Annotated in this window: 29 protein-coding genes; 15 read left to right on the top strand and 14 right to left on the bottom strand. The window is 45.4% G+C overall.

What is annotated here, in order from left to right; all coding sequences use genetic code 11:
* Positions 1-17: 17 nt before the first annotated feature.
* From QMF28_RS09540 to QMF28_RS09530, 3 genes are read right to left on the bottom strand one after another with little or no spacing between them, the layout of a single operon-like run.
* Positions 18-680, bottom strand: a complete 663-nt coding sequence (locus QMF28_RS09540) for a glutathione S-transferase family protein (protein ID WP_281742464.1) — start codon at positions 678-680, stop codon at positions 18-20.
* Between the two features lie 27 nt (positions 681-707).
* Positions 708-1,208 carry a flavin reductase family protein gene (locus QMF28_RS09535; RefSeq protein WP_068319774.1) on the bottom strand — a complete coding sequence of 167 codons (501 nt, stop codon included), beginning with the start codon at positions 1,206-1,208 and terminating at the stop codon, positions 708-710.
* Between the two features lie 9 nt (positions 1,209-1,217).
* Positions 1,218-1,514, bottom strand: coding sequence for a hypothetical protein (locus QMF28_RS09530; protein ID WP_281742463.1), 297 nt, complete (start codon positions 1,512-1,514; stop codon positions 1,218-1,220).
* An 87-nt stretch (positions 1,515-1,601) separates the two neighbouring features.
* Between QMF28_RS09530 and acuI the strand changes: the two genes are divergently transcribed.
* Positions 1,602-2,585 carry an acrylyl-CoA reductase (NADPH) gene (gene acuI / locus QMF28_RS09525; RefSeq protein WP_281742462.1) on the top strand — a complete coding sequence of 328 codons (984 nt, stop codon included), beginning with the start codon at positions 1,602-1,604 and terminating at the stop codon, positions 2,583-2,585.
* A 29-nt stretch (positions 2,586-2,614) separates the two neighbouring features.
* Here the strand turns inward: acuI and QMF28_RS09520 are convergent, their stop codons facing one another.
* Positions 2,615-2,791: a DUF1289 domain-containing protein gene (locus QMF28_RS09520; RefSeq protein WP_082786336.1), complete on the bottom strand. Its 177-nt coding sequence runs from the start codon at positions 2,789-2,791 to the stop codon at positions 2,615-2,617.
* Positions 2,792-2,833: 42 nt separating this feature from the next.
* Here QMF28_RS09520 and QMF28_RS09515 point away from each other — a divergent pair, with 42 nt between their 5' ends.
* Positions 2,834-3,919 carry an MBL fold metallo-hydrolase gene (locus QMF28_RS09515; protein ID WP_281742461.1) on the top strand — a complete coding sequence of 362 codons (1,086 nt, stop codon included), beginning with the start codon at positions 2,834-2,836 and terminating at the stop codon, positions 3,917-3,919.
* Here the strand turns inward: QMF28_RS09515 and QMF28_RS09510 are convergent.
* On the bottom strand, positions 3,831-4,280 hold the full coding sequence (locus QMF28_RS09510) for a PhaM family polyhydroxyalkanoate granule multifunctional regulatory protein (protein ID WP_216212962.1): 450 nt from the start codon (positions 4,278-4,280) through the stop codon (positions 3,831-3,833). The genes QMF28_RS09515 and QMF28_RS09510 overlap by 89 nt on opposite strands.
* Before the next feature lie 74 nt (positions 4,281-4,354).
* On the opposite strand from QMF28_RS09510, the gene QMF28_RS09505 reads away from it, so the two are divergent.
* Both QMF28_RS09505 and metH read left to right on the top strand, forming a co-directional pair.
* Positions 4,355-5,419, top strand: a complete 1,065-nt coding sequence (locus QMF28_RS09505; RefSeq protein ID WP_068319764.1) for a homocysteine S-methyltransferase family protein — start codon at positions 4,355-4,357, stop codon at positions 5,417-5,419.
* Complete coding sequence (gene metH, locus QMF28_RS09500) at positions 5,416-8,166, top strand: methionine synthase (RefSeq protein WP_281742460.1); 2,751 nt, start codon at positions 5,416-5,418, stop codon at positions 8,164-8,166. The genes QMF28_RS09505 and metH overlap by 4 nt, the downstream gene beginning before the upstream one ends.
* Here the strand turns inward: metH and QMF28_RS09495 are convergent.
* Positions 8,163-8,480, bottom strand: a complete 318-nt coding sequence (locus QMF28_RS09495; RefSeq protein WP_281742459.1) for a DUF1840 domain-containing protein — start codon at positions 8,478-8,480, stop codon at positions 8,163-8,165. The genes metH and QMF28_RS09495 overlap by 4 nt on opposite strands.
* A gap of 35 nt (positions 8,481-8,515) precedes the next feature.
* Here QMF28_RS09495 and argS point away from each other — a divergent pair, with 35 nt between their 5' ends.
* From argS to QMF28_RS09480, 3 genes are read left to right on the top strand one after another with little or no spacing between them, the layout of a single operon-like run.
* Positions 8,516-10,243 (top strand): arginine--tRNA ligase, encoded by a 1,728-nt coding sequence (gene argS, locus QMF28_RS09490; RefSeq protein ID WP_281742458.1) that lies wholly within the window; start codon positions 8,516-8,518, stop codon positions 10,241-10,243.
* A 38-nt stretch (positions 10,244-10,281) separates the two neighbouring features.
* Positions 10,282-10,905: an SPOR domain-containing protein gene (locus QMF28_RS09485; protein ID WP_281742457.1), complete on the top strand. Its 624-nt coding sequence runs from the start codon at positions 10,282-10,284 to the stop codon at positions 10,903-10,905.
* The gene (locus tag QMF28_RS09480) at positions 10,902-11,549 is read left to right on the top strand and encodes a thiol:disulfide interchange protein DsbA/DsbL (RefSeq protein WP_068319752.1); all 648 of its coding nucleotides are present in this window, start codon (positions 10,902-10,904) and stop codon (positions 11,547-11,549) included. The genes QMF28_RS09485 and QMF28_RS09480 overlap by 4 nt, the downstream gene beginning before the upstream one ends.
* Positions 11,550-11,577: 28 nt before the next feature.
* Here QMF28_RS09480 and QMF28_RS09475 read toward each other — a convergent pair whose 3' ends face one another.
* Genes QMF28_RS09475 through QMF28_RS09455 form a run of 5 tightly spaced genes read right to left on the bottom strand, consistent with a single transcriptional unit; the run spans position 11,578 to position 16,355 of the window.
* Positions 11,578-12,354 (bottom strand): SDR family NAD(P)-dependent oxidoreductase, encoded by a 777-nt coding sequence (locus QMF28_RS09475; RefSeq protein WP_281742456.1) that lies wholly within the window; start codon positions 12,352-12,354, stop codon positions 11,578-11,580.
* Positions 12,351-13,646: an SAM-dependent methyltransferase gene (locus QMF28_RS09470; RefSeq protein ID WP_281742455.1), complete on the bottom strand. Its 1,296-nt coding sequence runs from the start codon at positions 13,644-13,646 to the stop codon at positions 12,351-12,353. The genes QMF28_RS09475 and QMF28_RS09470 overlap by 4 nt, the downstream gene beginning before the upstream one ends.
* Positions 13,643-14,428 (bottom strand): DUF1365 domain-containing protein, encoded by a 786-nt coding sequence (locus QMF28_RS09465; protein WP_281742454.1) that lies wholly within the window; start codon positions 14,426-14,428, stop codon positions 13,643-13,645. The genes QMF28_RS09470 and QMF28_RS09465 overlap by 4 nt, the downstream gene beginning before the upstream one ends.
* Positions 14,428-15,804, bottom strand: a complete 1,377-nt coding sequence (locus tag QMF28_RS09460; protein ID WP_281742453.1) for an NAD(P)/FAD-dependent oxidoreductase — start codon at positions 15,802-15,804, stop codon at positions 14,428-14,430. Before QMF28_RS09460 ends, QMF28_RS09465 begins: the two co-directional genes overlap by 1 nt.
* The gene (locus QMF28_RS09455; protein ID WP_425594920.1) at positions 15,801-16,355 is read right to left on the bottom strand and encodes a glutathione peroxidase; all 555 of its coding nucleotides are present in this window, start codon (positions 16,353-16,355) and stop codon (positions 15,801-15,803) included. The genes QMF28_RS09460 and QMF28_RS09455 overlap by 4 nt, the downstream gene beginning before the upstream one ends.
* A gap of 107 nt (positions 16,356-16,462) precedes the next feature.
* On the opposite strand from QMF28_RS09455, the gene rfaE2 reads away from it, so the two are divergent.
* Positions 16,463-16,951, top strand: coding sequence for a D-glycero-beta-D-manno-heptose 1-phosphate adenylyltransferase (gene rfaE2, locus QMF28_RS09450; protein ID WP_068319731.1), 489 nt, complete (start codon positions 16,463-16,465; stop codon positions 16,949-16,951).
* On the opposite strand, the gene QMF28_RS09445 is transcribed toward rfaE2, so the two are convergent.
* Positions 16,948-17,757, bottom strand: coding sequence for a type III pantothenate kinase (locus tag QMF28_RS09445; protein ID WP_281742451.1), 810 nt, complete (start codon positions 17,755-17,757; stop codon positions 16,948-16,950). The genes rfaE2 and QMF28_RS09445 overlap by 4 nt on opposite strands.
* A complete protein-coding gene (locus QMF28_RS09440) occupies positions 17,754-18,539 on the bottom strand; it encodes a biotin--[acetyl-CoA-carboxylase] ligase (RefSeq protein WP_281742450.1) in 786 nt (261 codons plus the stop codon). The genes QMF28_RS09445 and QMF28_RS09440 overlap by 4 nt, the downstream gene beginning before the upstream one ends.
* A 106-nt stretch (positions 18,540-18,645) precedes the next feature.
* On the opposite strand from QMF28_RS09440, the gene QMF28_RS09435 reads away from it, so the two are divergent.
* Genes QMF28_RS09435 through QMF28_RS09405 form a run of 7 tightly spaced genes read left to right on the top strand, consistent with a single transcriptional unit; the run spans position 18,646 to position 23,271 of the window.
* Positions 18,646-19,671 carry a VanZ family protein gene (locus QMF28_RS09435; protein ID WP_281742449.1) on the top strand — a complete coding sequence of 342 codons (1,026 nt, stop codon included), beginning with the start codon at positions 18,646-18,648 and terminating at the stop codon, positions 19,669-19,671.
* A gap of 16 nt (positions 19,672-19,687) precedes the next feature.
* Complete coding sequence (locus tag QMF28_RS09430) at positions 19,688-19,996, top strand: (2Fe-2S) ferredoxin domain-containing protein (protein WP_281742448.1); 309 nt, start codon at positions 19,688-19,690, stop codon at positions 19,994-19,996.
* A gap of 25 nt (positions 19,997-20,021) precedes the next feature.
* The gene (locus QMF28_RS09425; RefSeq protein WP_281742447.1) at positions 20,022-20,735 is read left to right on the top strand and encodes an alpha/beta hydrolase; all 714 of its coding nucleotides are present in this window, start codon (positions 20,022-20,024) and stop codon (positions 20,733-20,735) included.
* A 33-nt stretch (positions 20,736-20,768) separates the two neighbouring features.
* On the top strand, positions 20,769-21,035 hold the full coding sequence (locus QMF28_RS09420; protein WP_068319720.1) for a YbeD family protein: 267 nt from the start codon (positions 20,769-20,771) through the stop codon (positions 21,033-21,035).
* 7 nt (positions 21,036-21,042) lie between these two features.
* Positions 21,043-21,687, top strand: a complete 645-nt coding sequence (gene lipB / locus QMF28_RS09415; protein WP_068319718.1) for a lipoyl(octanoyl) transferase LipB — start codon at positions 21,043-21,045, stop codon at positions 21,685-21,687.
* A complete protein-coding gene (gene lipA / locus QMF28_RS09410) occupies positions 21,684-22,694 on the top strand; it encodes a lipoyl synthase (protein ID WP_216212902.1) in 1,011 nt (336 codons plus the stop codon). Before lipB ends, lipA begins: the two co-directional genes overlap by 4 nt.
* Positions 22,675-23,271 (top strand): hypothetical protein, encoded by a 597-nt coding sequence (locus QMF28_RS09405; protein WP_281742446.1) that lies wholly within the window; start codon positions 22,675-22,677, stop codon positions 23,269-23,271. Before lipA ends, QMF28_RS09405 begins: the two co-directional genes overlap by 20 nt.
* 41 nt (positions 23,272-23,312) lie before the next feature.
* Here QMF28_RS09405 and QMF28_RS09400 read toward each other — a convergent pair whose 3' ends face one another.
* On the bottom strand, positions 23,313-23,567 hold the full coding sequence (locus tag QMF28_RS09400) for an accessory factor UbiK family protein (RefSeq protein WP_068320637.1): 255 nt from the start codon (positions 23,565-23,567) through the stop codon (positions 23,313-23,315).
* Positions 23,568-23,823: the final 256 nt, after the last annotated feature.

The raw sequence follows: 23,823 nt of genomic DNA, 5'->3' as shown, positions 1-23,823 counted from the left end.
AATACAAATCAGAGAAACTACTTAACGATATTAAGCTCTTTTTCGGCAATATCGTTAAGGCAAGTTTCTTCTTCAAGGCGTGTAAGCCACGCATTAATATTCTTAAGATCTGCGCGTTCTCCAGTTTGCTGTGGGAAGGTTTTATTTAGCAGAATCCAGCGGCTGACACAGAGGGCGAGAACGATATCGCCGATTTGAAATTGGTTGCCTGAGCAGTAATTTTTTTTGGCTAGTGTTTGATCAAGCATGCCAAGCAGTCGATTAGTTTCTTGATAGCCCTTCAAGATAGCTTGGTGATTACGTTCAGCTTCTGGGGTTCTGGTTAGCCCCAAAAATGCAATACGTAGCGCTGGCCACATCGTGCCCAATTGCCAATCCATCCATTTCTCAGATTCGTATTGAGTCTTGATGTTAGTAGTAAAGCGTCCAGCCTTGTCATGTTGACGTGCCAAGTAACGCATGATGGTATTGGACTCCCAGAGTACAACGTCACCATCTTCTAACGTGGGAACTAAACCGTTTGGATTGAGTTTTAAAAACTCAGGCGTGTCATTGATCCCAAAGTGCAGCCCAGCATCAATACGCTCAAAATCTTTACCTTCTTTAAGACCCAACTCTGCAAGACACCACAATACTTTTTGTACGTTAATAGAACTTTTACGACCCCATAAACGCATCATGGTATTTCCTTACGAAGGTAGCTGTTATTAGCTAGATTGGATTTCTGTGAAATCGAGGCCAACAAATTTACTGCGCGCAAAAATGAGAGGCTCTCGTTCAGGATGATTTTTTAAGTTAATGACTTTGGCAACAATGATATTGTGATCGCCGCCAATATGAACGCAAACAGTTTCACATTCGTAATAGGCTACGCAATGATCGATTTGAGTAAGTCCGCTAGCTGCAAGCTTATGGTCAATACCATTAAATTGATCCACTTTCACCGTAGCAAAATGCATTGCCAGATCTTCTTGCGAGCGTTCCAGGACGTGAATCAGGTGTTTTTTGCCAAGCTCAACCCAAGGCATGAGGCGTGAATGCTTTTTCAGGCTCCAGAGGATGAGTGGCGGTTCGAGCGAGACTGTATTAAACGAGCTAATGGTGATGCCGTGGGAATTATTCTCTTCATCCAAGCAAGTGATGACAGTGACCCCGGTTGCAAACGATGAAAAACCTTTGCGCAGCTCTTGTGAGGTAAATGGGGTCATTAGTCTTGTTTACTTTGCTTCAGTTTTTGCAGCAGCTGCAATGGTTGTGCCGGGAATAGGAATCAAGATTTCGTTTTCTTCAGCTTTTACGCACTTAAAGCGATATTCTTTACCCGCTTTAGACAAAAAGCTGGCGCCTTCATAGAAATCATTTCTACAGGTCTTGGTCGCGAAATCCATGACATCCTGTGGAGCAGCGCTAGAGCTAATGAGGCGCATGTTGCCCATTGACATGTTGACCTGGGTTGAATAGCACCCAGACAGCAACAAGCCAGAAATCGTAGTTAATAGTAGAATTTTTTTCATGGAAACCTCCATAATCAGCAATGCTCGTTAGGATAAACCTATTAAGCAATTGCTGCGGGGAAATACCTCGCTCTAAAAGGATGAGACATGTTTAAAGCAATATTGGTAAATAAAGACGATCAAGGCTATCGTGCAGAATTGGCCCAGGTAGATGAGGCTAGCCTCCCAGAGGGCGATGTTCGTGTAAAGGTACTGTATTCCACACTTAACTATAAGGATGGCCTAGCCATTACCGGCAAAGGTCCAGTAGTGCGTAGCTTTCCGATGGTGCCCGGGATTGATTTTGCAGGCGAGGTAATTGAAAGTACTAGCCCTGACTTTAAGGCTGGCGATATGGTGCTTCTCAATGGCTGGGGAGTGGGCGAAGGACATTGGGGTGGTCTGGGGCAGCAGGCTCGTGTGAAGGCTGATTGGTTGATTCCGTTGCCAAAAGGATTTACTGCCAAGCAATCATTAGCAATTGGTACGGCGGGCTATACCGCAATGCTCTGTGTCATGGCGCTACAAAAGCATGGACTTAAACCGAGCGATGGTGAGATTCTGGTGACGGGTGCTGCAGGAGGTGTTGGCAGCTTTGCAATTACGCTTCTTAGTAAATTGGGTTTCACCGTTGTAGCCAGTACTGGTCGATTGGCCGAAGCGGACTACCTTAAAAAATTAGGTGCAGCCGAAGTAATTGATCGTGCCGCTCTATCTGCACCCGGTAAGCCGCTGGCAAAAGAGCGTTGGGCTGCTGTTGTAGATAGCGTTGGTAGTCATACTTTGGCAAATGCTTGTGCACAAACCAAGAGTGATGGTGCAGTAGCGGCTTGTGGATTAGCGCAAGGCATGGATTTTCCATCCACTGTTGCGCCATTTATTTTGCGAGGCGTTACTCTTTACGGCATCAATAGTGTGACCGTGCCGCGTGCAAAAAGAATCGCTGCCTATGAGCAACTAAGCAAATTAGTGGATTTGAAAACTTTGGATGAAATCTCACATGAAATTTCACTTGAAGAATCCATTAAATATGCGCAAGAATTAATGGCAGGCAATGTACGTGGACGCTTGATTGTCGACGTTAATAAATAAAGAAAGAAGTAGAGTTATATAAAGAAGTTTTACTGCGGTGCTTGGGGTTTGCGAATAGATAGTTGTGCCCAAACCTCAAGCTTCTCGGGATTGGTCATATCAGACCAATCAGCAATCTCATTCAGGGTACGATAGCAGCCACGACAGTAACCATTTTCAGGATTAATGTCACACCAATTAATGCAGGGTGATGGAACTGTTGTCAAAGCAAACCTAGAAGTAAAAGATAAAAGAAATTACGTTAAATCATGAACACTCAAAACAAAGCAAGTGCTGAAGCTGAGATCCATTATCCATTAGGAGACGCACTTCCGGAAGTGGGTAGCAGTATTGAGGTTGTGCCAGGTGTTCGTTGGATTCGTATGCGCCTACCGTTTGCCTTAGACCACATCAATCTATGGCTACTGCGCGATGAAATCGACGGCGTTTCAGGCTGGACGATGGTGGATTGCGGTATTGCTAATGATGAGACAAAAGCCTCGTGGGAGCAGGTCTTTGCTACTCAGCTTGAAGGCTTGCGAGTCTTGCGTGTCATCGTGACTCACATGCATCCTGATCATGTGGGCTTATCGCAATGGTTGTGTGAAAAATGGAAAGTGCCCTTGTGGATCTCTATGACTGATTACTTAACCGCTCAATGGTTAAGCTGCAAAGAGGGTGGCGCTGCAGTGGGCGCGCGTGCTGGTAGCGGAGGTTCTGCAGATCATTTTCAAAGACATGGATTAACGACACCAGAAGATTTAGAAAAAATTCGAGCGCGCTCTAATTACTACAGCAATATGGTTCCTGGAGTGCCGCGTCAATATCGCCGCATTATTGATGGTGAAAGTATTTCTATTGGTGGGCATTCTTGGCAAGTGATCATGGGGTATGGACATGCGCCTGAACACGCTTCTCTGTTTTGCAAAGAGCTTGGTGTGCTGATCTCTGGAGATATGCTGTTACCCCGCATCTCTACTAATGTCAGTGTTTACGACGCTGATCCAGATGCAGATCCTCTGGGACTGTATTTAGACTCTATTGAAAAATATTTAGCGTTGCCAGAAGATACTTTGGTATTACCTTCTCATGGAAAGCCATTTACAGGAATCAGACCGCGTATTGCGCAATTGAAGGCACATCATGATGAGCGCTTAGCAGATGCTTTGGGCGCATGTAAAAAACCGGCACATGCTCGAGAGATTGTGCCGGTCTTGTTTAAGCGCGAATTAGATATTCATCAACTTACTTTTGCGATGGGTGAGGCTATTGCTCATCTGAATTACCTACTTCGTCGAGGTAAGTTGCGTCGCCAGCTTTGCGACGACGGCGTGTTGCGGTTTTCCGTGGTTTAGCGCTAGTCGTTTTTGTCTCGGACTCTTCCTTGGGTGCTGTAGCTGCTGCCCCTGCTGCAGAGACGGCATCGCCAAAGGATTTGAGGGCCATCATGGTGGCGTGCTGAACTTCTAAGCCTTGTATGGTCGACTTGAGGATGTTGAGATTCAAATTTAGCCAGTTTTCAACGCTTTTAAGGTCCTTAATGCGCTTTTCTAGCTCATCCACATCTAGGCCAGGGAAAGCAGCTCCAAAGCCGCCAGCAGCCTTAGACGCATCTGCTGTGAAGGGAAATTGCCCGGCCTGAGCTGCCGCACCTTGTCCCCACATGGTTTTAAACATATCTAGGCTTTGATTAAATTCGGGAATGGTTCCAAACATAGGGGCTCCGGGGTAAATGAAAAGTGGCTTTTCCAATAGAATAAGGGATTCTAGAGATTAATCCCGGTTTAACAATGCAATCTAATGGTTTGTCCCAGCCTTATACCCGCGGTCAAAAGCTTCCTGAGCTTTTAAAGCAGCGCATCCTCATTTTGGATGGCGCTATGGGCACCATGATTCAGCAGTACAAGTTAACCGAAGCTGACTACCGTGGTTTGCCAGGCAATACCCGTTTCGCTGATCATCCTGGCGACATTAAAGGCAACAACGAGCTGCTCGTACTGACTCAGCCAGAAATTATTAGCAAGATTCATGAGCAGTATTTAGATGCGGGCGCAGACATTATTGAGACCAACACTTTTGGTGCAACTTCAGTTGCGCAAGAGGACTACAAAATGGCTGGTCTGGCACGTGAGATGAATGAGGTCTCTGCTAGATTGGCGCGCGCTGCTTGTGAAAAATACAGCACCCCAGATAAGCCACGATTTGCTGCGGGCGCGATTGGGCCAACACCAAAGACTGCAAGTATTTCACCTGATGTAAATGATCCAGGAGCACGCAATGTAACTTTTGATGCTTTGCGCGCCTCCTACCGTGAACAGATTGAAGGTTTATTTGCTGGTGGCGTGGATTTATTTTTAGTCGAAACTATTTTCGATACGCTCAATGCTAAAGCTGCACTCTTTGCTCTCGATGAATTTTTTGAAGAAACTGGTGAGCGTTTACCAGTCATGATTTCTGGAACAGTAACGGATGCATCTGGACGTATTTTGTCTGGGCAAACAGTCGAAGCATTTTGGAATAGCCTGCGTCATATTAAGCCACTGACGTTTGGTTTGAACTGTGCACTCGGTGCTGCGCTGATGCGTCCTTACATTGCAGAGTTAGCGCGTATATGTGATGCTGCGGTGTCTTGTTACCCTAATGCTGGATTGCCTAATCCAATGAGTGATACAGGCTTTGATGAGACGCCGGAAATTACATCTAGCTTGGTTGATGGTTTTGCAAAAGATGGTTTAGTCAATTTAGTTGGTGGCTGCTGCGGCACTACGCCAGATCATATTCGCGCAATTGCCAATGCTGTTGCCAAGCGCAAACCTCGTGCCTTTTATCGCGAGAATGCTGAGGTATCAGCATGAGCAAGATTGAGAAAAAAGCTATGCCAGCAATGAAGCTTTCTGGTCTCGAGCCATTTAACGTTACAGCCGATGTTGGCTTTGTGAACATTGGTGAGCGTACTAACGTCACTGGTTCAAAAGCATTTTCTCGCATGATTTTGAATAATCAATTTGATGAAGCGCTCGTAGTAGCCCGTCAGCAGGTTGAGAATGGTGCCCAAGTTATTGACATCAATATGGATGAGGCGATGCTGGATTCTGAAGCGGCAATGACTCGCTTCTTAAACCTGATCGCATCTGAGCCTGATATTGCCCGTGTGCCCATCATGATCGACTCCTCTAAGTGGAGTGTGATCGAGGCAGGCTTGAAATGTATTCAAGGCAAGCCAATTGTGAATTCGATTTCCTTGAAAGAGGGCGAAGAGTCATTTAGAAAGCAAGCGCGCTTAATTCGTCGTTATGGCGCCGCTTCAGTGGTCATGGCCTTTGATGAAGTGGGTCAAGCGGACACATTCAAGCGCAAGACTGAAATTTGTCAGCGTTGCTATGAGATCTTGGTAAATGAAATTGGCTTTCCAGCTGAAGACATTATTTTTGATCCAAATATTTTTGCAATTGCTACTGGTATTGAAGAGCATGACAACTATGCTGTTGACTTTATTAATGCTACCCGTTGGATTAAAGAAAATCTGCCAGGTGCCAAGGTAAGCGGTGGCGTTTCTAATGTGAGCTTCTCCTTCCGCGGTAATGACCGTGTGCGCGAAGCAATCCATACAGTGTTTCTGTATCACGCCATTCAGGCGGGTATGGATATGGGCATTGTGAATGCTGGTCAACTGGGCGTATACGCTGACCTAGATCCTGAGTTACGTGAGCGTGTTGAGGACGTAGTTCTTAATCGCTTTAAAGAGAAAGATGGCAAAACTCCAACAGAGCGATTGCTTGATATTGCCGATCAATTTAAAGGCGGCGGCGCGAAGCAGGTTGAAAACTTGGTGTGGCGTGAAGCTCCAGTTCGTGAGCGCTTAACGCATGCCTTAGTGCATGGCATTACAACGTTTATCGAAGAAGATACAGAAGAACTGCGTGCAGAAATTATGGGTGCCGGTGGTAGGCCTATTGAAGTGATTGAAGGCCCACTCATGGATGGTATGAACGTTGTCGGTGACCTATTTGGTGCCGGCAAGATGTTCTTACCGCAAGTAGTTAAGAGTGCCCGTGTGATGAAGCAAGCGGTTGCTATTTTGATTCCGTATATAGAAGAAGAGAAGCGTCAACATATTGCCGCTGGTGGCGAAGCCAAAGCTAAAGGCAAGATTGTGATGGCGACTGTGAAGGGTGACGTACACGATATTGGTAAAAATATTGTGACCGTTGTTCTGCAATGCAATAACTTTGAAGTTGCCAATATGGGTGTGATGGTTCCTTGCGCAGAAATTCTGAAGCGCGCCAAGGAAGAGAATGCCGATATCGTTGGTTTATCAGGCTTGATTACCCCATCTCTAGAAGAGATGACTTATGTTGCACAAGAGATGCAGCGTGATGATTATTTCCGTGAGCGTCAAATTCCACTCATGATTGGTGGCGCCACGACTTCTCGCGTACATACTGCGGTGAAAATTGCTCCGCATTACGATGGTCCCGTCGTCTATGTACCCGATGCATCCCGCTCGGTATCTGTGGCCTCTAGTTTGTTGTCTGATGAAAGCGCTAAGAAATTCATCCAAGATTTGCGTGATGACTATGTGCGTATTCGCGAGCAACATGCCAATAAGAAAGCTGCACCAACAATTTCCTTGGAAGCAGCTCGCAAGAATCGCGAGATGATTGATTGGGTTTCGTACGTTCCAGAAAAGCCAAAATTTATCGGCCGTCGCGTATTTAAAAACTTTGCACTAAGCGACATTGCAAAATACATTGACTGGACACCGTTCTTTCAGACTTGGGACTTGGCAGGTAAATTCCCCGCCATTCTCGATGACGAAGTTGTAGGAGTTGAGGCTCGCAAGGTATTTGCCGATGCCCAGGCTTTACTCGATAAACTCATTAAAGGTCAGTGGCTACAAGCTGATGCTGTAGTTGCCTTCTATCCTGCCAATACGGTTGGTGATGACATTGTTCTCTATAGCGATGAAACACGCGAGCACCCATTGTTTGTATGGCATAACTTACGTCAACAATCTGAGCGTCCGGTTGTAGATGGCGTACGTAGACCGAATCGTTGTTTGGCTGATTACGTTGCGCCAAAAGATTCTGGTGTTGCGGACTACCTCGGTTGTTTTGCAGTCACAACCGGTCATGGTGTAGAAAAGAAAGTAGCTGAGTTTCAGGCAAAGCATGATGACTACAGCGCCATTATGTTGAAGGCTTTGGCGGATCGTCTCGCAGAAGCATTTGCGGAGTTAATGCACCATCGTGTGCGTACAGATCTTTGGGGTTATGCAACCGATGAGATTTTGACTAACGATCAAATGATTAACGAAGAGTACCGCGGTATTCGTCCAGCTCCTGGCTATCCAGCCTGTCCTGCCCATGAGGTCAAAGAAGATTTATTGCGAGTCATTGGTTCAGAAGATATTGGCATGACTCTGACTGAGTCTATGGCGATGAATCCTGCTTCTAGTGTGAGTGGTTTTTATTTGGCTCACCCAGATGCGCGCTACTTTAATGTGGGCAAACTTTCTGATGATCAGGTTGAGGATTTGGCAAAACGTCGTGGCCAGAGTGTTGAAGATACCCGCCGCCAGCTAGCAAGCTTGTTGGACTAAACGCCCCACATGACGGGTTCGTCCTTGGATCTTGCTTGCTTCATGAGCTCTAGAAATGGGTAGGCTCGCTGCCCAAGGCGATCAGCCAGCTTAGGCTTCTCGGCACCATTTTCAGAGTCTTCATTCACTTTTGCTCGTTCCTCAAGATCTTTGAGAATGGCGGTTTCTAGCGCAGTGATTAGATTTGGGAGTTGTTCAACCGTCAGGATCCCTCGAGGATCTAGGGGGCGCCCCAAAATATCAAAAATTCGTTTGGTCAGATCTGCCAGCATGATGACGTCTGGACCAGCTTTTGAGCGAAATTGATAGATCATTTCGATAGCTTACCACCTGATAAACTCACTTATCTATGTTGTCTACTAATAAAAATCGCTTAATTGAAATGCTGAGCACTGCACTGGCGGGCTTGGCTCAGGAGCGCGGCCTAGAGGCGCCTCCTACACCCCGTTTAGAGCGCCCTAAGGCCGTTGATCATGGCGATGTCGCATGCAATATCGCCCTCCAGCTTTCGAAGGCTTGGAAGCTCAACCCGCGCGAGCTCGCTCAAGCCTTGGTTGAGCGTTTGCAGCAACAGAATGGCTTTAATGAGCTGATTGCATCTTGCGAAATCGCTGGCCCTGGTTTTATTAATTTCCGCCTGAGTAATGCCGCTAAAACTGCCGTAGTGCAGGAGATACTCTCCTCTGGTACGCATTTTGGCCAATCCGCTTTAGGTGCTGGGTCTGCACCAAGCGCCATGATTGAGTTTGTCTCTGCCAATCCAACTGGTCCCTTACATGTTGGTCACGGACGTCAAGCAGCGCTTGGTGATGCCTTAGCGAACTTATTAGCAACCCAGGGCATTAAAGTTCATCGGGAGTTTTATTACAACGATGCTGGTGTGCAGATTGCGAATTTAGCCTTATCAGTTCAGGCTCGTTTACAAGGTTTAAAGCCAGGTGATGCAAAGTGGCCTGAGCAAGCTTATAACGGCGAATATATTGCAGAAATTGCAACTGCTTTTAAGGCTTCACCAGAATATAAAGACGACATTGAAGCGATCCGTCAGTTTGCAGTTGCATATCTTCGTAATGAACAAGACATTGATTTAAAAACCTTCGGCGTTAAATTTGATTGTTATTACCTCGAGTCTTCTTTGTACACCGACGGAAGTGTTGCTCAAATCGTTAGCGATCTTCAAAACATAGGCAAGACCTATGAGGCTGAAGGCGCGCTGTGGTTAAAGACTACAGATGATGGTGACGACAAAGATCGTGTGATGCGTAAGTCAGACGGCAGCTTTACATATTTTGTGCCGGATGTCGCGTACCACACCAGCAAGTGGAATCGTGGCTTTCAGAAGGTGATTAATGTGCAAGGTAGCGATCATCATGGAACGATTGCCCGTGTACGTTCAGGCTTGCAGGGTGTAGCGCAGAAGCGCGGTTGGGATATCCCTAAAACCTACCCAGATTATGTTTTGCATAAGATGGTGACTGTGATGCGTCATGGCGAAGAAGTCAAAATTTCTAAGCGTGCTGGCTCATATGTGACGGTCCGAGATTTGGTTGAGTGGTCTGGTGGCGTCACTCCAGAGATGACTCCTGAAGAGAGAGAATTGGCATTGCAGCGCGGACGTGATGCCGTGCGCTTTTTCTTGATCTCGCGTAAGGCAGATACCGAATTTGTTTTTGATATTGATTTAGCCTTGCAGCAGAATGATGAAAATCCAGTGTTCTATGTTCAGTATGCGCATGCGCGCATCAGTTCAATCTTGCAGCAATGGGGTGGACAAACAGCGGATTTAGCTGGAGCAGATCTATCGCTATTGCAAAGCAAGGCATCGGATCATTTACTGCGTCGTTTGGCGGAGTATCCAGAAATGCTGACATCTGCTGCGGAAGAGTTAGCTCCTCATGCATTAGCTTTTTACCTGCGTGATTTGGCGGGAGATTTCCACACTTTCTACAATGCCGATCGCGTATTGGTAGATGATCAGAATTTAAAGTTAGCACGTCTTGCGCTGTTGTCTGCAACACGTCAGGTGTTGCAAAATGGCTTAAAAGTACTCGGAGTATCCGCGCCAGCAAAGATGTAATGGCGAGGTACGGGGTGTGGATGTAAGATGAGGAAATAATGAAAACACCGAATCAGAAAACTGGCTTCGTAAAGCGCATTGGCAGCATTGATAGCAAAAACACCCAATATGGCGGCACTATCCTTGGCTTTATTTTGGGTTTGGGCGCCGGTCTTGGAATTGCGTTTGTCATCGCCTTTTATCTTTCTAAAAATACCCCTCAAGAAAGACCGGGCATGCGTGCCCCAAGTCTTCCATTAACTATCAAGCCTTCTCCTGCGCCTGCTGAAGGCGAGGCGGCCACCCCTGCTGAGCCTGTAGATCTAAATAAGCCGCTTCAAGGTAAATCACCTGCGCCCACATCAGCGGATCCAATTGGCGATTTGGTGAACGGCAAGAAATCTGCTGACAAGCCTGCCGATGTAGCTCCGGCAGCAAAATCAGACTCGATTTATTTCTTGCAAGTAGGCGCATTTAATAAGCGCGCAGATGCAGACGCGCAAAAAGCCAATTTAGCTATTCAGGGAATTCAGGCGCAGTTAAGTGAGGTGACGGCTGATGGCAATACCCTCTGGCGTGTTCGTGTAGGTCCATACAACAGCGTTGAAGACAGTAATCCTGTTCGCGATAAATTGAATGGCATGGGCATTAAACCAACCTTAATCAAATCCAGTAAATCATGATTTCATTTAGCAAAAGATTCATTACAGTATTTGCACTCCTTTCTTTGAGTGGCTTTGTGGCTGCTCAAGGACAAAAAATTGAAGAAGGCTTTGATTACCGCATATTGCCTATTGCTCAGCCAGTAGAGACCAAAGGGAAGGTGGAGGTCATCGAATTCTTTTGGTATGGTTGCCCACATTGTTACGACTTTGAGCCTGAGCTAAGCAGCTGGGTAAAGCGTCAGCCTAAGGATGTTGTTTTCAAAAGAGTCCCCGTAGCTTTCCGTGATGACTTCATGCCGCACAGCCAATTGTTTTATGCCCTTGAGGCGATGGGCAAAGGCGATGCTCTCAATGAAAAAGTTATGTACGCAATGCATAAAGAAAATAAACGTCTTTTAACTGAGCCAGAGATTGCTGATTGGGTTGCATCCCAGGGAATAGACCGCAATACGTTCTTAGCTACTTATCGTTCATTTGCGGTGATTTCTAAAGCGCGTGCTGCAAAGCAAATGGCTGAAGCCTATCGAATTGATGGCGTACCTACTATTGTGATGCAGGGCAAATATGTGACTTCACCATCCATTGCCGGCACTAAAGCTAAGGCAATCTTGGTTATGGATTACTTGGAAGAAAAAATTCGTAAGAATAAGTACAAGCAATAACTTCGAGAAAGTAATGCTCTGGTGTTGCTTAGATTTTTACGAAGCGGCGCACAATCCAAAAGTAGATTGGATACGGCAAGATTCTGAGAAATTTTAAAAATCTTGAGAATCGTTTTGGGAAATGAATGTCAAATTCCCCTTTATGAATTCCATCTAAAATTTCTTTAGCTGCCTCTTCAGCGCTAATTAAGGCTGGCATTTCAAAATCATTTTGTGCTGTTGCTTCAGTAGCAACGAAGCCTGGTGAAATCATATGTACGCTGACACCCGTAGGCAATAAGTCGTAATATAAATTCTCACAAAAATTGATGATCGCTGCTTTGCTAGGGCCATAGGCCAAGGCTTTTGGTAGGCCACTATATCCTGCTACGCTGCCAACGATGGCAATGTGCCCTGAGTGGGCTTTCAGCATGTCGGGTGTAACCAATGCAACGGCTCTCATTGGTCCTAAAAGGTTGGCATCAATTGTCTTCTCGGCAATTTGGATATCAAAGTTATCTGCACGAAGAGGTATATACATGCCAGATACGAAAAGTAGGAGATCAACGCCACCCCAGGTATTGAGGATAGTTTTATATCCCGCCTGAAGCTGTTCATCATTCGTAACGTCTAGTGGAATAACGAGTGTTTGATTTGCTTCCCCATTGAGAGCAATTTGATTTAAGCGCTCTACTCTGCGGCTGGAGAGTGCAACTTTGGCACCTTGTAGTAGCAAAGCCTTCGCACAGGCCTCGCCAATGCCGCTGGATGCGCCAATGACCCAGACTCTTTTTCCTGAGAAATGATCTATGCCCGATTGTTTCATGCGCTTAGTGCATCAGCGGATGCTATTGATGGTTGGTGACTGAGGGTAAATTGCACAACATCAATATTGCGCTCTGTAAAGCCAGCTGCACAGTACATTAAGTAGAAGTTCCAGAGACGAATAAAGGCTTCGTCAAATCCTAATTGGCGTACCTCCTGAAGTTTGTGATTAAAGCTGTCTCTCCACAAGCAAAGTGTTTTTGCATAGTCAGAGCCAAAAGCAAATTCTTGCTCGATTCGTAAGCCAGCCTTTGCAGCGCTTGCCTTAAAGCTCTCCCGAGATGGCAACATTCCACCTGGAAAGACATATTGCTGAATGAAATCAGTATTGCGTCGATAGCGCTCGAAAAGATCTTCAGCAATAACGATAGTTTGAATACAAGCTTTGCCACCAGCCTTTAAGCATTGGGCAATAGTTTCAAAGTATTCCGGCCAATGCTTTTCGCCGACTGCTTCAAACATTTCTACTGAGGCGATACCATCAAATTTTTCTTGGCAATCGCGGTAATCTTGAAGTCGCACTTCAAATGCAGGTGCACTTGCCATCTCATTTTGTACCGCTAGAAGACGTTTTTCAGCGAAAGCTTTTTGTTCTGTAGATAAAGTAAGGCCAGTTATTGACCTGTTGGTGCGCAGTGATTCTTCCATTACCCCACCCCAACCACAACCAATCTCTAGGAGATGGTCTCCAGGTTTGGTTTGAAGAGATTCTAGAATACGTCTAATTTTTGCGCGTTGAGCATCGGCCAATCCTTGTTTGTCTCCCTCGGAGAACCAGGCGCTGGAGTAGCTCATAGTGGAGTCGAGCCATAGGGTATAGAAGGCATTACCTAGATCGTAGTGAGCATGAATGTTTTTGCGACTACCTGTTTTGCTGTTATCCCTTAACCAATGTTTCAGGCGGTAGAAAATAGATCCATACCAATTGCCATAGATGGCTTTTTCTAGGATGGTTCGGTTGCGAATGGCTAGCTCAAGTAATGCCTTGAGATCAGGGGTATTCCATTTGCCCTGAATGTAGCTCTCTGCAAAACCAATGTCTCCATGGGACATGATTTCTTTAAATACCGACCATTCCAGAATATGAATTTCAGCATGCAGTTGATCGTTGCGATTACCAAACTCTTTTTTGTCCCCATCCGGTAGGGTCAACCTCAAGTAGCCGCTGCTAAGCTGGGTCAAGAGCGTTAAAAGTGCCTTGGCGCTAATTTGATATTTATGTGAAGAGCTAGCTCGCTCTTGAGGGCGAGAAAAATTTAATCTCGAGAGAAGGGATTGTCCTGGGCGATTCATCTGCTAACTTCAAGTTCTGGTGGTTTGGGCTTTGAATGAAAGGGTACACCTTTTATCCATAATTTCAATGCTTGCCAATGAATGCGGAAAATGACACCTAAACTCATCAAAGGGTAGCGGAGCATTGCCGAAATGATATTAGCCCGACTTAGTGGGCGGCTGGTGCCGCTAATGCTGGTATTGATGAGGGGTAGGCCGTCTTCATGGAGTTCAATGCGATAAACACTGTTTTTGCCGCTACTACTGTCTTGTGGAAATAAGAAGCGGAAATGGTATTCGCCTTTTACTTCACAAAATGGAGAGACGTGAAATACTTTCTTGCTGGTAAGTGTCTCACCTGAGTGCAACTCCTCGCCTGAATCTTTGTGCAGTAAGTAGCAATGACGTTCGCCAAAAGTATTGTTTACTTCAGCAAGTACCGCTTGTACTTTGCCATCGGCTCGAGTGCAAATCCAGAAGCTTACTGGATTGAAGACATACCCCAAGACCCTTGGAAAGGTTTGTAACCAGATTTCACCGTCTATGTGTGGGATTTGGTTATCAGCAAGAATTTTTTCGATCCAGGCAAGGCTATCCGCCTCTCCTAGGCCATGGTCTTTATCAAAAAATGCACATAACCCCCAGCTGTTATCGCTGAGGCCGTCATCTTTGAGTAAATTTGGGTTGGTCTTACGAGCGCGCATTGGAATAGATACGGTGAACACTCCATAGCCAAACGCATTCTTAGCTGGCCGAATGCGCTGGTGCTTAACTACCCCAAAGTTAATCTTTGCTTTCGACATTAACTATCTTGTTTGACCTTAATAGGTTGACGAATACTCTCAATTAAAGCCTCTGCAACTAGTTCGCCCGAGCGCAATCCATCCTCATGAAAGCCAAAGCCCGTCCAAGCACCGCAATACCATATAGATGATGAGCCTTGAATCAAAGGGAGTTCTTTCTGAGCCTGGATTGCGCTCATATCAAATACAGGATGCGAATAGTGAATCTCTTGATGCACTAGTTTCGGATCCGGCTCTTCGGAAGGATTTAGGCTAACAATAATTTGTACATCTTTAAGTTGGTCTGGAAGCGGTTGCAAGCGATTAATTAAATAATTTACGCTGACGTGTTGCCTTGCATTTGGCTGATCACCAGATTTAGCGGTGTAGTTCCAGGCAGCCCAACAACGTTTTGCCTCTGGCAAGAAGTGGGTGTCTGTATGTAAGATGGCGCGATTTTTTTGATAGGGAATGGCTGCCAAAATATTTCTGGCTTGCTGATCAATACCGTGAACCATGTCTAGCGTTTGATCGCTGTGACAAGCCATGATGACTTCATCAAAGTAGGCTGAGCCAGCCTGAGTGATAACTTCCACTTGACCGTTATCATGACCTGCATTAACTCGCAGAACACGTTCGCGCTTGATGGTTGCACCATGCTTTTCTATCGCAGCAACAATTCGTTTTACGTACTCGCGCGAACCGCCCTTGATGGTTAGCCATTGTGGGCGATTCTGAATTTGCAAAAGACCATGGTTATGGCAAAAACGCACCATAGTTTGAATGGGGAATTCAAGCATCTGCTCTACTGAGCATGACCAGATTGCGCCAATCATTGGCAGGAAATAATTTTCTTTAAAACTTTGGCTGAAACGATGACGTTTTAAAAAGTCTGCAATTTTTTCATCTGGTTCTTTGTACTGATGGCCGGCATCAATTTGCTCTTGCGCTAGCTGAGTGGCTAAACGGTTAAAGCGCAAGATGTCATAAGCCATACGCCAAAAAGAGGGGGACAGAAGGTTGGAGCGCTGACCGAAAAAAGAGTTGATGTCGTTGCCTGCCCATTCAATCTTTTTATTTGAGCCTGATTTCATAGAGTCATCAATAGAGACAGAAAATGACATCTCTGAAGGGGCTACAGGGGCTTTAATTTCCTCGAATAGTCGAACTAGGCGGGGATATGTTTTGCGATTGAAAACTAGAAAGCCAGTATCCACACCGTGGGTCACTTTGTCCCCATTGATGTTGTAAGCGAAATCTACTGTATTGCTATGACCGCCAATATGATCACCAGATTCATATAGGGTAATTTCAAATTCAGGATGTTGTCTTAAGGCGTATGCACAACCCAGTCCGGAGATACCTGCGCCAATGATGGCAATTCGTTTTTGACTCACTGGGCCTTTTCTCCTAAAAGCTTTTCAATTTGATTGGTGATACTACTGCTAGTTGGTTTAGTCATGCTGCCGTAAGAATCAATCACATTACCATTGCGATCAATCAAGTACTTATAAAAGTTCCATTTAGGTGTTGTACCAGTTTTGGCAATCAACATCTTAAATAAAGGATTTGGGTTGCTACCTGAGACTGCGCTTTTAGAAAACATTGGGAACTTCACGTCATAGGTGTTTTTACAAAAATCAGCAATGTCTTTATTGCTCCCCGGCTCTTGTTGTCCAAAATCATTAGAAGGAAAACCAAGCACTACAAAACCTTGGTCCTTATATTTGGCGTAAATCTTCTCAAGACCCTCGTATTGACTTGTAAAGCCGCAGAAACTAGCTGTATTTACTACCAGAATGACTTTGCCTTGATATTGGCAAAGGTTCTGTGGTGCCTCATCCTGTAAACGTGGGAAGGTATGAGAGAGGAGTGGGCTGCAGCTGTTTGCGGCATTGGCAATTTGCAGGCCGGATAGGAGGGCGCATAAGCCAAAGAGCCAATTCATTAGATTGCGATGCATATTGCGCCTTTAAATTTCACTAGTTAGAGACCAAGTCTAAGACATTCTGGCTAATATCGCTGGCATTACAAAATTGCCATTAATATTGAGTTATGAGCCAGTTACTACCACCCTCTTTCGAAGCTAAAGTTTGTTCGCCCGATGAGCTTGCAGTTCGCTTAGCAAATCTACCAAGGCCACTAGTATTTACTAATGGGGTTTTTGATATTCTGCATCGTGGGCATGCCAGTTATTTGGCTCAGGCACGCGCTTTGGGTGCTAGTTTAGTAGTCGGCGTAAATTCGGATGCTTCGGTGAAGATGTTGGGTAAAGGTGATGACAGGCCTATTAATACAGAGGCTGATCGTCAGGCCTTGTTGGCAGCGCTGGAGAGTGTTGATATGGCCGTGTTGTTTACCGAACAAACGCCAGTCAACTTAATTGAAAAAATTCGTCCTGATATTTATGTCAAGGGCGGAGATTACGAAATCGATACCTTAGCAGAGACTCATCTAGTAAAAAGCTGGGGCGGTAAGGCAGTTGCCATACCGTTTTTGTATGAGCGCTCCACCACAAGCCTACTGGGCAAGATTCGCTCTTAAATATTTTGTAGTAGCCACGCCCAAACGCCGCGAAGTACCAAGCCCTCAGTTTGTTCAATCGGCCAATTCTGCAAGTCAGATTTTCTTATTTGAGCAAGAAGAACTTTTGCATTGCCACCATCAAGCCAAATTCTTTCAACCGGATGATTCAATTTTTTTGCCTGTAATAACGCGTAGTGAATGGCGCCAATCTGAGCTGCATCACATCCACCAATAATGGCTTCATTAGTTGTAGATCCAAATTCTTGCTGAGATTCTTCACGAATTGCTAAAGGGAGTTGCGCAGTTTTGCTCTGCAGGCTTTCTTGCATTAGCCCAAGGCCAGGCAAAATCCATCCGCCGTAATGCACGCCATTAGATCCAAGCAAGTCAATCGTAGTAGCCGTACCGGCATTTACAACCAGGGTGTTATTGGTGGATAAGGCACGGGCGCCAATGAGGGCTGCCCAGCGATCGGCACCGAGCTTACTGGCATCTTGATAAAGGCTACGCATCCCCGAGAATGTGCTGTCACCTTTTAATTGCTGCCAATTCAAATCACTCCATTGTGGAAACAATGACTTGAGATTGGTGATAGCCTCATCTCCGGCTACACAGCTAAAGCCAATAGCATCAGGCTTTGGAAGTGTCTTCGCAATATAGTCGGCCAATTCCTCGCGATGTTCTGCTGACTGCAAAGACTTGCTGCTAATAGAGCCCGAGTAAGCCCACAACTTCTTTTGTTGGGCGCTTGGATTTTGATTGGATTCCACAGCAGCCCATTTGAGGCGTGTATTGCCAACATCAAAGAATAAATAAAGGCTCATGATTGAATCCGCAATGAAACATCACCCGCATGAATGGCGATGGTTTTGTTTTCTTGTTGCAATAGTAATGCTCCAGATTCATCAACACCTTTTGTGATGCCGTATATAGCATCTTTACCGGCGCCTGAAATGCAAACAGCTTGATCTCGATATGCATCCCACTTCATCCATGATTCCATGCATGGTTTAAATCCATGTAGATCGAATTTGGTGAGATGTTGCTCAAGCGAGGCAATTAATTTCAACCAAAGGTATTCAACATCTGGCAAGGAGTCTGTAATCTGGCTAAGAGAGCTTGCTTTAAGTCCACTGTCGAGACTAGCCTCAATTTTTTCTGCATTACGTAAGTTGATACCTACCCCAATAATCATCCAAGTTGAATCACCTGCTTTTGCTTGACCACCTTCAATCAGAATGCCAGCGAGTTTGGCGTTATTTAGTAATAAATCATTTGGCCACTTTAGGCGAAGACCTAATTCGTGAAGTTTTGATTCATTAAGGTCACAAGCTTGTGCAATCCCAGATATGACAGCTAGACCAACTAACAAACTCAAACCACTCAGTTCTGCAGGAGTTCTTTTAAACGGAAAGGCTAAAGAAAAGCAAAGAGAGTCTTCGGGATTAGCTAGCCATGATCGACCAGCTCTTCCTTTACCTGCTGTTTGTTTGTGGGCAATGCGTGCCACTGGATCGATTAACTCTCCGGCGCGCCAACGCCCCAAAAGATCATCATTGGTCGATCTGGTCTCGATAACGCGCTCAAGTATGCAATTTGCAGTCATTCCGCCATTGTAGAAAGGTCTGACCTAGAATTGTGGGATGGATCAAAAAGATCAACGACCGCGGAAGTTGGTATGGCCTTTACAGGCTATGCCATTAGCTAGGGCTATGAGCCTAAGTTACGCGCTCCTGATTATCTATGTGAGCCTTAACCCCTTTGATTTTGATTTCCGCAACGGAATATCTGCCTGGGCCTGGCTGGATGCCCCTTTGCCTCGTTTTATTACTTTGTTTGATGTGGCGGTCAATATCCTTGCTTACATCCCTCTTGGGTTTTTGGTGATGTTTGCTGCCTACCCACGTTGGCGTAATTTTGTAGCTCTGGCTATCGCACTAGGCTTGAGTGCCGTACTTGCATTAGGGGTAGAAACCTTGCAATCTTGGCTGCCAACACGTATCCCCAGTCAAATGGATTGGTGGGCGAATGTCTTGGGAGGTTTATTGGGCGGCTTATTGGCTATTCCACTAGGGCCGCAGTGGCTCTCTGGTAGCGCTATTCGCCGTCGTTTTGATCAATGGTTTGGCTTGAATTGGGCGGCGTGCGCATTATTTTTATTGTTTCCATGGTCGCAAATTTATCCTCAAAGCTCTTGGCTCGGAACGGGCGTTTGGGGACACGCCATATTTGGCTCAGTAGATTGGGGTACTTGGGTGATTAATCATGTTGCTCAGGAGGTCGTGATTACATCCCTATGTTGGCTCGGCGTTGCCTTACTACTGTCGCTTGGGTTGCGAGCCAAGGCGCCTCAGTGGCGCATCCTCAATGCACTGCTTGGCTTGACAGTGCTCATCAAGATATTGTTTACGGCACTTCAGTTTGGTGCTGAATTTAGTTTGAATTGGTTAACTGCAGGGGCCCTCTGGGGAATGGTGCTGGGCAGCATCTTATTAAGGTGGGCACTAAAGTTGGAGCCAGAACTTAAATTTTGGCTAGCTTTGACCTGTTTAGTGGGCACTACATTAGCGGTCAACATATTGCCTGACAATCCTTACTTCATTCTGACACTAAGACATTGGTATCAGGGGCGCTTATTGCACTTTAATGAGCTCATGCAGTGGGTTTCAGTAGTATGGTTACCTCTAGCGCTGATTTGGATGCTTCGCAGTGCCAGGGAATTTAAATCGAAACATTGATGAATATAATTTTTCTATGAGTTTTTCACACCACCTATTTTTTTGCTTAAATCAACGCAGTAATGGCGAAGACTGCTGCGATCAGCACAATGCTTTTGCGCTATTTGATTACGCCAAAAAAAGAGTTAAAGAGCTTGGACTTGCGGGCCCAGGAAAGATTCGCGTTAACAAGGCCGGATGCTTAGATCGCTGCGCTGATGGTCCTGTCATGGTCATTTATCCACAAGGTGTTTGGTACACCATGGTTGATGTAGATGATGTTGAAGAAATTATCCAGTCACATTTAATTGCAGGTCGCCCGGTTGAGCGCTTACAGTTGGCTTAGTGATTTAAATGATTGAAAGTGTTTTATGAATAGTCGTACAAAAGTAATTCATATTGAAGGTATTGTTGGATCAATGGAGATGTCGATTGATCTTCCTGATGAATTAAAAAATGATCCTAACTTTGCAGTCCGTGGTTTAGCGCTCGTTGCTCATCCACACCCTCTAATGGGTGGAACGATGGATAACAAGGTTGCGCAAACCATGGCGCGTGCATTTAACCAACTGGGTTATGTTAGCGTGCGTCCAAACTTTCGTGGTGTCGGCGGAACCGAGGGTGTGCATGACGATGGCGTTGGTGAGTTGGAAGATTTGCTGCACGTGACTGACTGGATGCGTACCCCATCAAGCTGGGGTAAATTTGAGATGACTGCAAATCAAGATTGGGCAGCGAATGCGAATACTTTGCCACTAGTTGTTTCTGGCTTCTCTTTTGGAAGTTTTGTTGGCAGTCATTTGGTACAAAGGCTTTCAGACCTGGGGCGCCCAGCTGAACGCCTTGTCATGGTAGGCAGTGCTGCTGGTAAATGGACGCTGGCTCAAGTTCCTGTGGACACGATATTGATTCACGGCGAATTAGATGAAACGATCCCATTAATTGATGTTTTGGATTGGGCGCGCCCACAAGAATTAACAGTGCAGGTAGTTCCTGGCGCTGATCATTTTTTCCACCGTCGCTTACATTGCATTCGCAACATCATTACGGGTGCTTGGTTGGGCATGCCAGATCACCGCAAATAATTACAAATCAAATTAGATATAGAGAGTTAAAGCATGACTGAAGAAAAGTCTTTAATTGAGTATCCCTCATTATTTCCAATCAAGGTAATGGGTAAAACAAACCCTGAATATCTCCCTGCGATCATTCATATTGCTAAGCAATTTGATCCTACGTTTGATGAGAGTAAGGTAGAGCAACGCCCATCAAAGGACGGAAATTATCTTGGTATTACTTTGCCAATTACTGCGACCAGTCGTGAACAGTTAGATGAGCTCTATAGAACTTTATCTACCCACCCATTAGTTAGCGTCGTTCTCTAATTTGTTGATGGCGGCTTTGGTAAAACAACTTGGATTGGCAGAGTACGCATCGACGTATGAGGCAATGCAACTATTTACAAAGGCGCGTACTGGCGACACACCTGATGAGATTTGGGTGTTAGAGCATCCCCCTGTGTTTACTTTGGGTTTAGCTGGTGATGCAGGGAATTTGCATTCGCCGAGTAATCAAATTCCTCTGGTGCAGGTGGATCGCGGTGGCGAGATTACTTATCACGGGCCAGGGCAAATTGTTGTTTATCTTCTGTTGGATCTCAGGCGCCTTGGAATTTTCGTCAAGGAGCTGGTCTCTCGAATAGAGCAAGCAGTGATTGATACCCTAGCCGATTTCGGCATTAAGGCTGAAAGACATCCAGGTGCCCCAGGAATTTATGTCTCTGAGCAGCCAGGAGTGCCCCCGGAGTGGATTGGCGCCAAGATCGCTGCTTTGGGTCTCAAGGTCTCCAAAAGCTGCTCCTATCATGGTCTTGCCTTGAATGTAGCAACCGATCTGGAAGCTTTCAAGCGTATCCACCCTTGTGGTTATGAGGGTTTAAAGACGGTTGATATGCAAACCCTTGGGATCAAGGACAATATAGACACTATTAGCCAAAGGCTTTTGCAGCATTTACAAAAGCAACTGATGCCATCATGACAACGAATAAGCCTGACACCAACACACCTATTGAGGGTCGCCAAGATCTCAATTACGACGCATCACGTAAGCAAAAATCTAGTGAGAAGACTGCGCGTATCCCAATCAAGATTGTTCCACTAGAACAGGTGCTCAAAAAGCCAGATTGGATTAGAGTTAAAGCCGCCTCTAATAATTCACGCTTTTCTGAAATCAAAAAGATTTTGCGCGAAAACGAGTTAGTAACTGTTTGCGAGGAGGCAAGCTGCCCTAATATTGGTGAATGTTTTGGTAAGGGCACTGCAACTTTCATGATCATGGGTGACAAATGCACGCGTCGTTGTCCATTTTGCGACGTAGGTCATGGAAGGCCGGATCCCCTCGATGTGAAAGAGCCTGCTAATTTGGCCCGCACCGTTGCCGCGCTAAAGTTGAACTACGTCGTTATCACTAGCGTTGATCGTGATGATCTTCGTGATGGTGGTGCAATGCATTATGTGGATTGTATTTCTCAATCACGTGCTCTTTCGCCCAATACCCGTATCGAAGTGTTAGTGCCAGATTTTCGCGGTCGCCTTGATAAGGCCTTAGATATTTTTGCTGAGCATGCTCCAAGTGGTTTGCCGGATGTGATGAATCACAATCTAGAAACAGTACCTCGTTTGTACAAGCAAGCAAGACCCGGTGCTGATTACCTACACTCTTTAAAGCTTCTAAAAGACTTCAAAGAGCGTTTCCCGCACGTGCCAACCAAGAGTGGTTTGATGGTAGGTCTGGGTGAAACGGATGATGAGATTTTGGAGGTTATGCGCGATATGCGTGAGCACAATATTGATATGCTCACGATCGGTCAGTATCTTGCCCCATCGGGACATCATTTGCCGGTGACGCGTTATGTTCATCCCGACGTCTTTAAGATGTTTGAGGAAAAGGCTTATGAAATGGGCTTCTCCCATGCGGCAGTAGGCGCTATGGTGCGCTCAAGCTATCACGCAGATCAACAGGCGCATGGAGCTGGGGTTGTTTAGAGGAATTACAAAAGCCGCTGCTTTATTGGCGGCTTTAGTTTTTCTCATTGCATGTAGTCCAAAGTTAGATTGGCGAACAGTCCAGTCACCACAAGAGCGATATACCGCTTTATTCCCAGGTAAGCCGGATAAATTAGACCGACGCATTCCCTATCTTGATCAAGAGTTTTTGCAGGTGCTGGAAGCGGTAAAAATTGATGATGATATTTATTCGGTTAGCACTATTCAGTTACCAGCGAATCAAAGTGCATCACTGAGCAAGCTTCTTTCGCAATTGCAAGCGAACTTAATTGATAGGGCAAAAGCATCCGGTGGAGATGTCGCTGTTGAAGATGGATTTTATAAAACTGCGGATAAACAGCGTTTATCAACCCAAGATTATTTTATTGATTTGAAATCCAATGGAAAATCACAGCAACTCATGCGTGTTCGTTGGATTAACCGAGTCGCATCCAATGGAGATAGTTGGATTTATCAAATCTCAGTGCTACGTACGAATGCAGCGACAGAAAATGCAAAAACATTTTTTGCCAAAGAAGAGTATGAAAATTTCTTTACTGACTTCGTGCCAGAATAATCCGAAGACTTAAAGATTGAATCTACTGCGGCAACTTACTATTACTGTTTTTCCAGTGCGGCTACTTTAGCTTCTAGTGCTTCTAATTTCTCACGTGTCTTAGCAAGCACCTTGCTTTGTAGTTCAAACTCTTCGCGCGTGACCAAATCCATTTTCTGAAATCCTTGATTCATCATGGCGCGTACATTTTTTTCAATCTCTTGAGCTGGTGAATTGCGGATCGCATCGCCAACTTTATTCTGCATATCGCTAGCGATACGTTGGATTTGTTCGAGGATTTCGCCTGGTTTTTGCATGATGGGGATTCGCAGTTCTATTGAGAGTTGCAGAAAAGATACACATTGGTATTTTAAGTTGTGTGGGTAAAAATGCCCAAAAAGGGGTTGAAACCTGAAAAATGACCCAAATTCACCTATCAGGTGCAATTACATGCACTAAAAATGTGCATAAGCATTAATTAGGGGAATCCGTCCAATGCACAAAAACGGCCGACCCTCATGATCACCCCATGCAATAAGCATTTATCCCTTTTTTTCATGACCACTTAGGAGT

It is taken from the genome of Polynucleobacter yangtzensis (assembly GCF_027924165.1).
Taxonomy (GTDB): Bacteria; Pseudomonadota; Gammaproteobacteria; order Burkholderiales; family Burkholderiaceae; genus Polynucleobacter; species Polynucleobacter yangtzensis.
The sequence above is the reverse complement of the archived record's forward strand: the minus strand, read 5'-3'. Positions and strand labels throughout refer to the sequence as shown.

What these genes read in the sequence shown, in the direction of transcription:
- rfaE2 (WP_068319731.1), top strand. Translation starts at nt 16,463, where the DNA reads ATGAGCCAGTTACTACCACCCTCTTTCGAAGCTAAAGTTTGTTCGCCC.
- QMF28_RS09540 (WP_281742464.1), bottom strand. Translation starts at nt 680, where the DNA reads ATGATGCGTTTATGGGGTCGTAAAAGTTCTATTAACGTACAAAAAGTA.
- QMF28_RS09420 (WP_068319720.1), top strand. Translation starts at nt 20,769, where the DNA reads ATGACTGAAGAAAAGTCTTTAATTGAGTATCCCTCATTATTTCCAATC.
- QMF28_RS09440 (WP_281742450.1), bottom strand. Translation starts at nt 18,539, where the DNA reads ATGACTGCAAATTGCATACTTGAGCGCGTTATCGAGACCAGATCGACC.
- QMF28_RS09465 (WP_281742454.1), bottom strand. Translation starts at nt 14,428, where the DNA reads ATGTCGAAAGCAAAGATTAACTTTGGGGTAGTTAAGCACCAGCGCATT.
- lipB (WP_068319718.1), top strand. Translation starts at nt 21,043, where the DNA reads ATGGCGGCTTTGGTAAAACAACTTGGATTGGCAGAGTACGCATCGACG.
- QMF28_RS09530 (WP_281742463.1), bottom strand. Translation starts at nt 1,514, where the DNA reads ATGAAAAAAATTCTACTATTAACTACGATTTCTGGCTTGTTGCTGTCT.
- QMF28_RS09405 (WP_281742446.1), top strand. Translation starts at nt 22,675, where the DNA reads ATGGAGCTGGGGTTGTTTAGAGGAATTACAAAAGCCGCTGCTTTATTG.
- QMF28_RS09505 (WP_068319764.1), top strand. Translation starts at nt 4,355, where the DNA reads ATGCAATCTAATGGTTTGTCCCAGCCTTATACCCGCGGTCAAAAGCTT.
- QMF28_RS09430 (WP_281742448.1), top strand. Translation starts at nt 19,688, where the DNA reads ATGAGTTTTTCACACCACCTATTTTTTTGCTTAAATCAACGCAGTAAT.
- QMF28_RS09480 (WP_068319752.1), top strand. Translation starts at nt 10,902, where the DNA reads ATGATTTCATTTAGCAAAAGATTCATTACAGTATTTGCACTCCTTTCT.
- QMF28_RS09400 (WP_068320637.1), bottom strand. Translation starts at nt 23,567, where the DNA reads ATGCAAAAACCAGGCGAAATCCTCGAACAAATCCAACGTATCGCTAGC.
- QMF28_RS09445 (WP_281742451.1), bottom strand. Translation starts at nt 17,757, where the DNA reads ATGAGCCTTTATTTATTCTTTGATGTTGGCAATACACGCCTCAAATGG.
- QMF28_RS09455 (WP_425594920.1), bottom strand. Translation starts at nt 16,355, where the DNA reads ATGAATTGGCTCTTTGGCTTATGCGCCCTCCTATCCGGCCTGCAAATT.
- metH (WP_281742460.1), top strand. Translation starts at nt 5,416, where the DNA reads ATGAGCAAGATTGAGAAAAAAGCTATGCCAGCAATGAAGCTTTCTGGT.
- QMF28_RS09535 (WP_068319774.1), bottom strand. Translation starts at nt 1,208, where the DNA reads ATGACCCCATTTACCTCACAAGAGCTGCGCAAAGGTTTTTCATCGTTT.
- QMF28_RS09485 (WP_281742457.1), top strand. Translation starts at nt 10,282, where the DNA reads ATGAAAACACCGAATCAGAAAACTGGCTTCGTAAAGCGCATTGGCAGC.
- QMF28_RS09495 (WP_281742459.1), bottom strand. Translation starts at nt 8,480, where the DNA reads ATGATCTATCAATTTCGCTCAAAAGCTGGTCCAGACGTCATCATGCTG.
- argS (WP_281742458.1), top strand. Translation starts at nt 8,516, where the DNA reads ATGTTGTCTACTAATAAAAATCGCTTAATTGAAATGCTGAGCACTGCA.
- acuI (WP_281742462.1), top strand. Translation starts at nt 1,602, where the DNA reads ATGTTTAAAGCAATATTGGTAAATAAAGACGATCAAGGCTATCGTGCA.
- QMF28_RS09470 (WP_281742455.1), bottom strand. Translation starts at nt 13,646, where the DNA reads ATGAATCGCCCAGGACAATCCCTTCTCTCGAGATTAAATTTTTCTCGC.
- lipA (WP_216212902.1), top strand. Translation starts at nt 21,684, where the DNA reads ATGACAACGAATAAGCCTGACACCAACACACCTATTGAGGGTCGCCAA.
- QMF28_RS09515 (WP_281742461.1), top strand. Translation starts at nt 2,834, where the DNA reads ATGAACACTCAAAACAAAGCAAGTGCTGAAGCTGAGATCCATTATCCA.
- QMF28_RS09435 (WP_281742449.1), top strand. Translation starts at nt 18,646, where the DNA reads ATGAGCCTAAGTTACGCGCTCCTGATTATCTATGTGAGCCTTAACCCC.
- QMF28_RS09425 (WP_281742447.1), top strand. Translation starts at nt 20,022, where the DNA reads ATGAATAGTCGTACAAAAGTAATTCATATTGAAGGTATTGTTGGATCA.
- QMF28_RS09510 (WP_216212962.1), bottom strand. Translation starts at nt 4,280, where the DNA reads ATGTTTGGAACCATTCCCGAATTTAATCAAAGCCTAGATATGTTTAAA.
- QMF28_RS09475 (WP_281742456.1), bottom strand. Translation starts at nt 12,354, where the DNA reads ATGAAACAATCGGGCATAGATCATTTCTCAGGAAAAAGAGTCTGGGTC.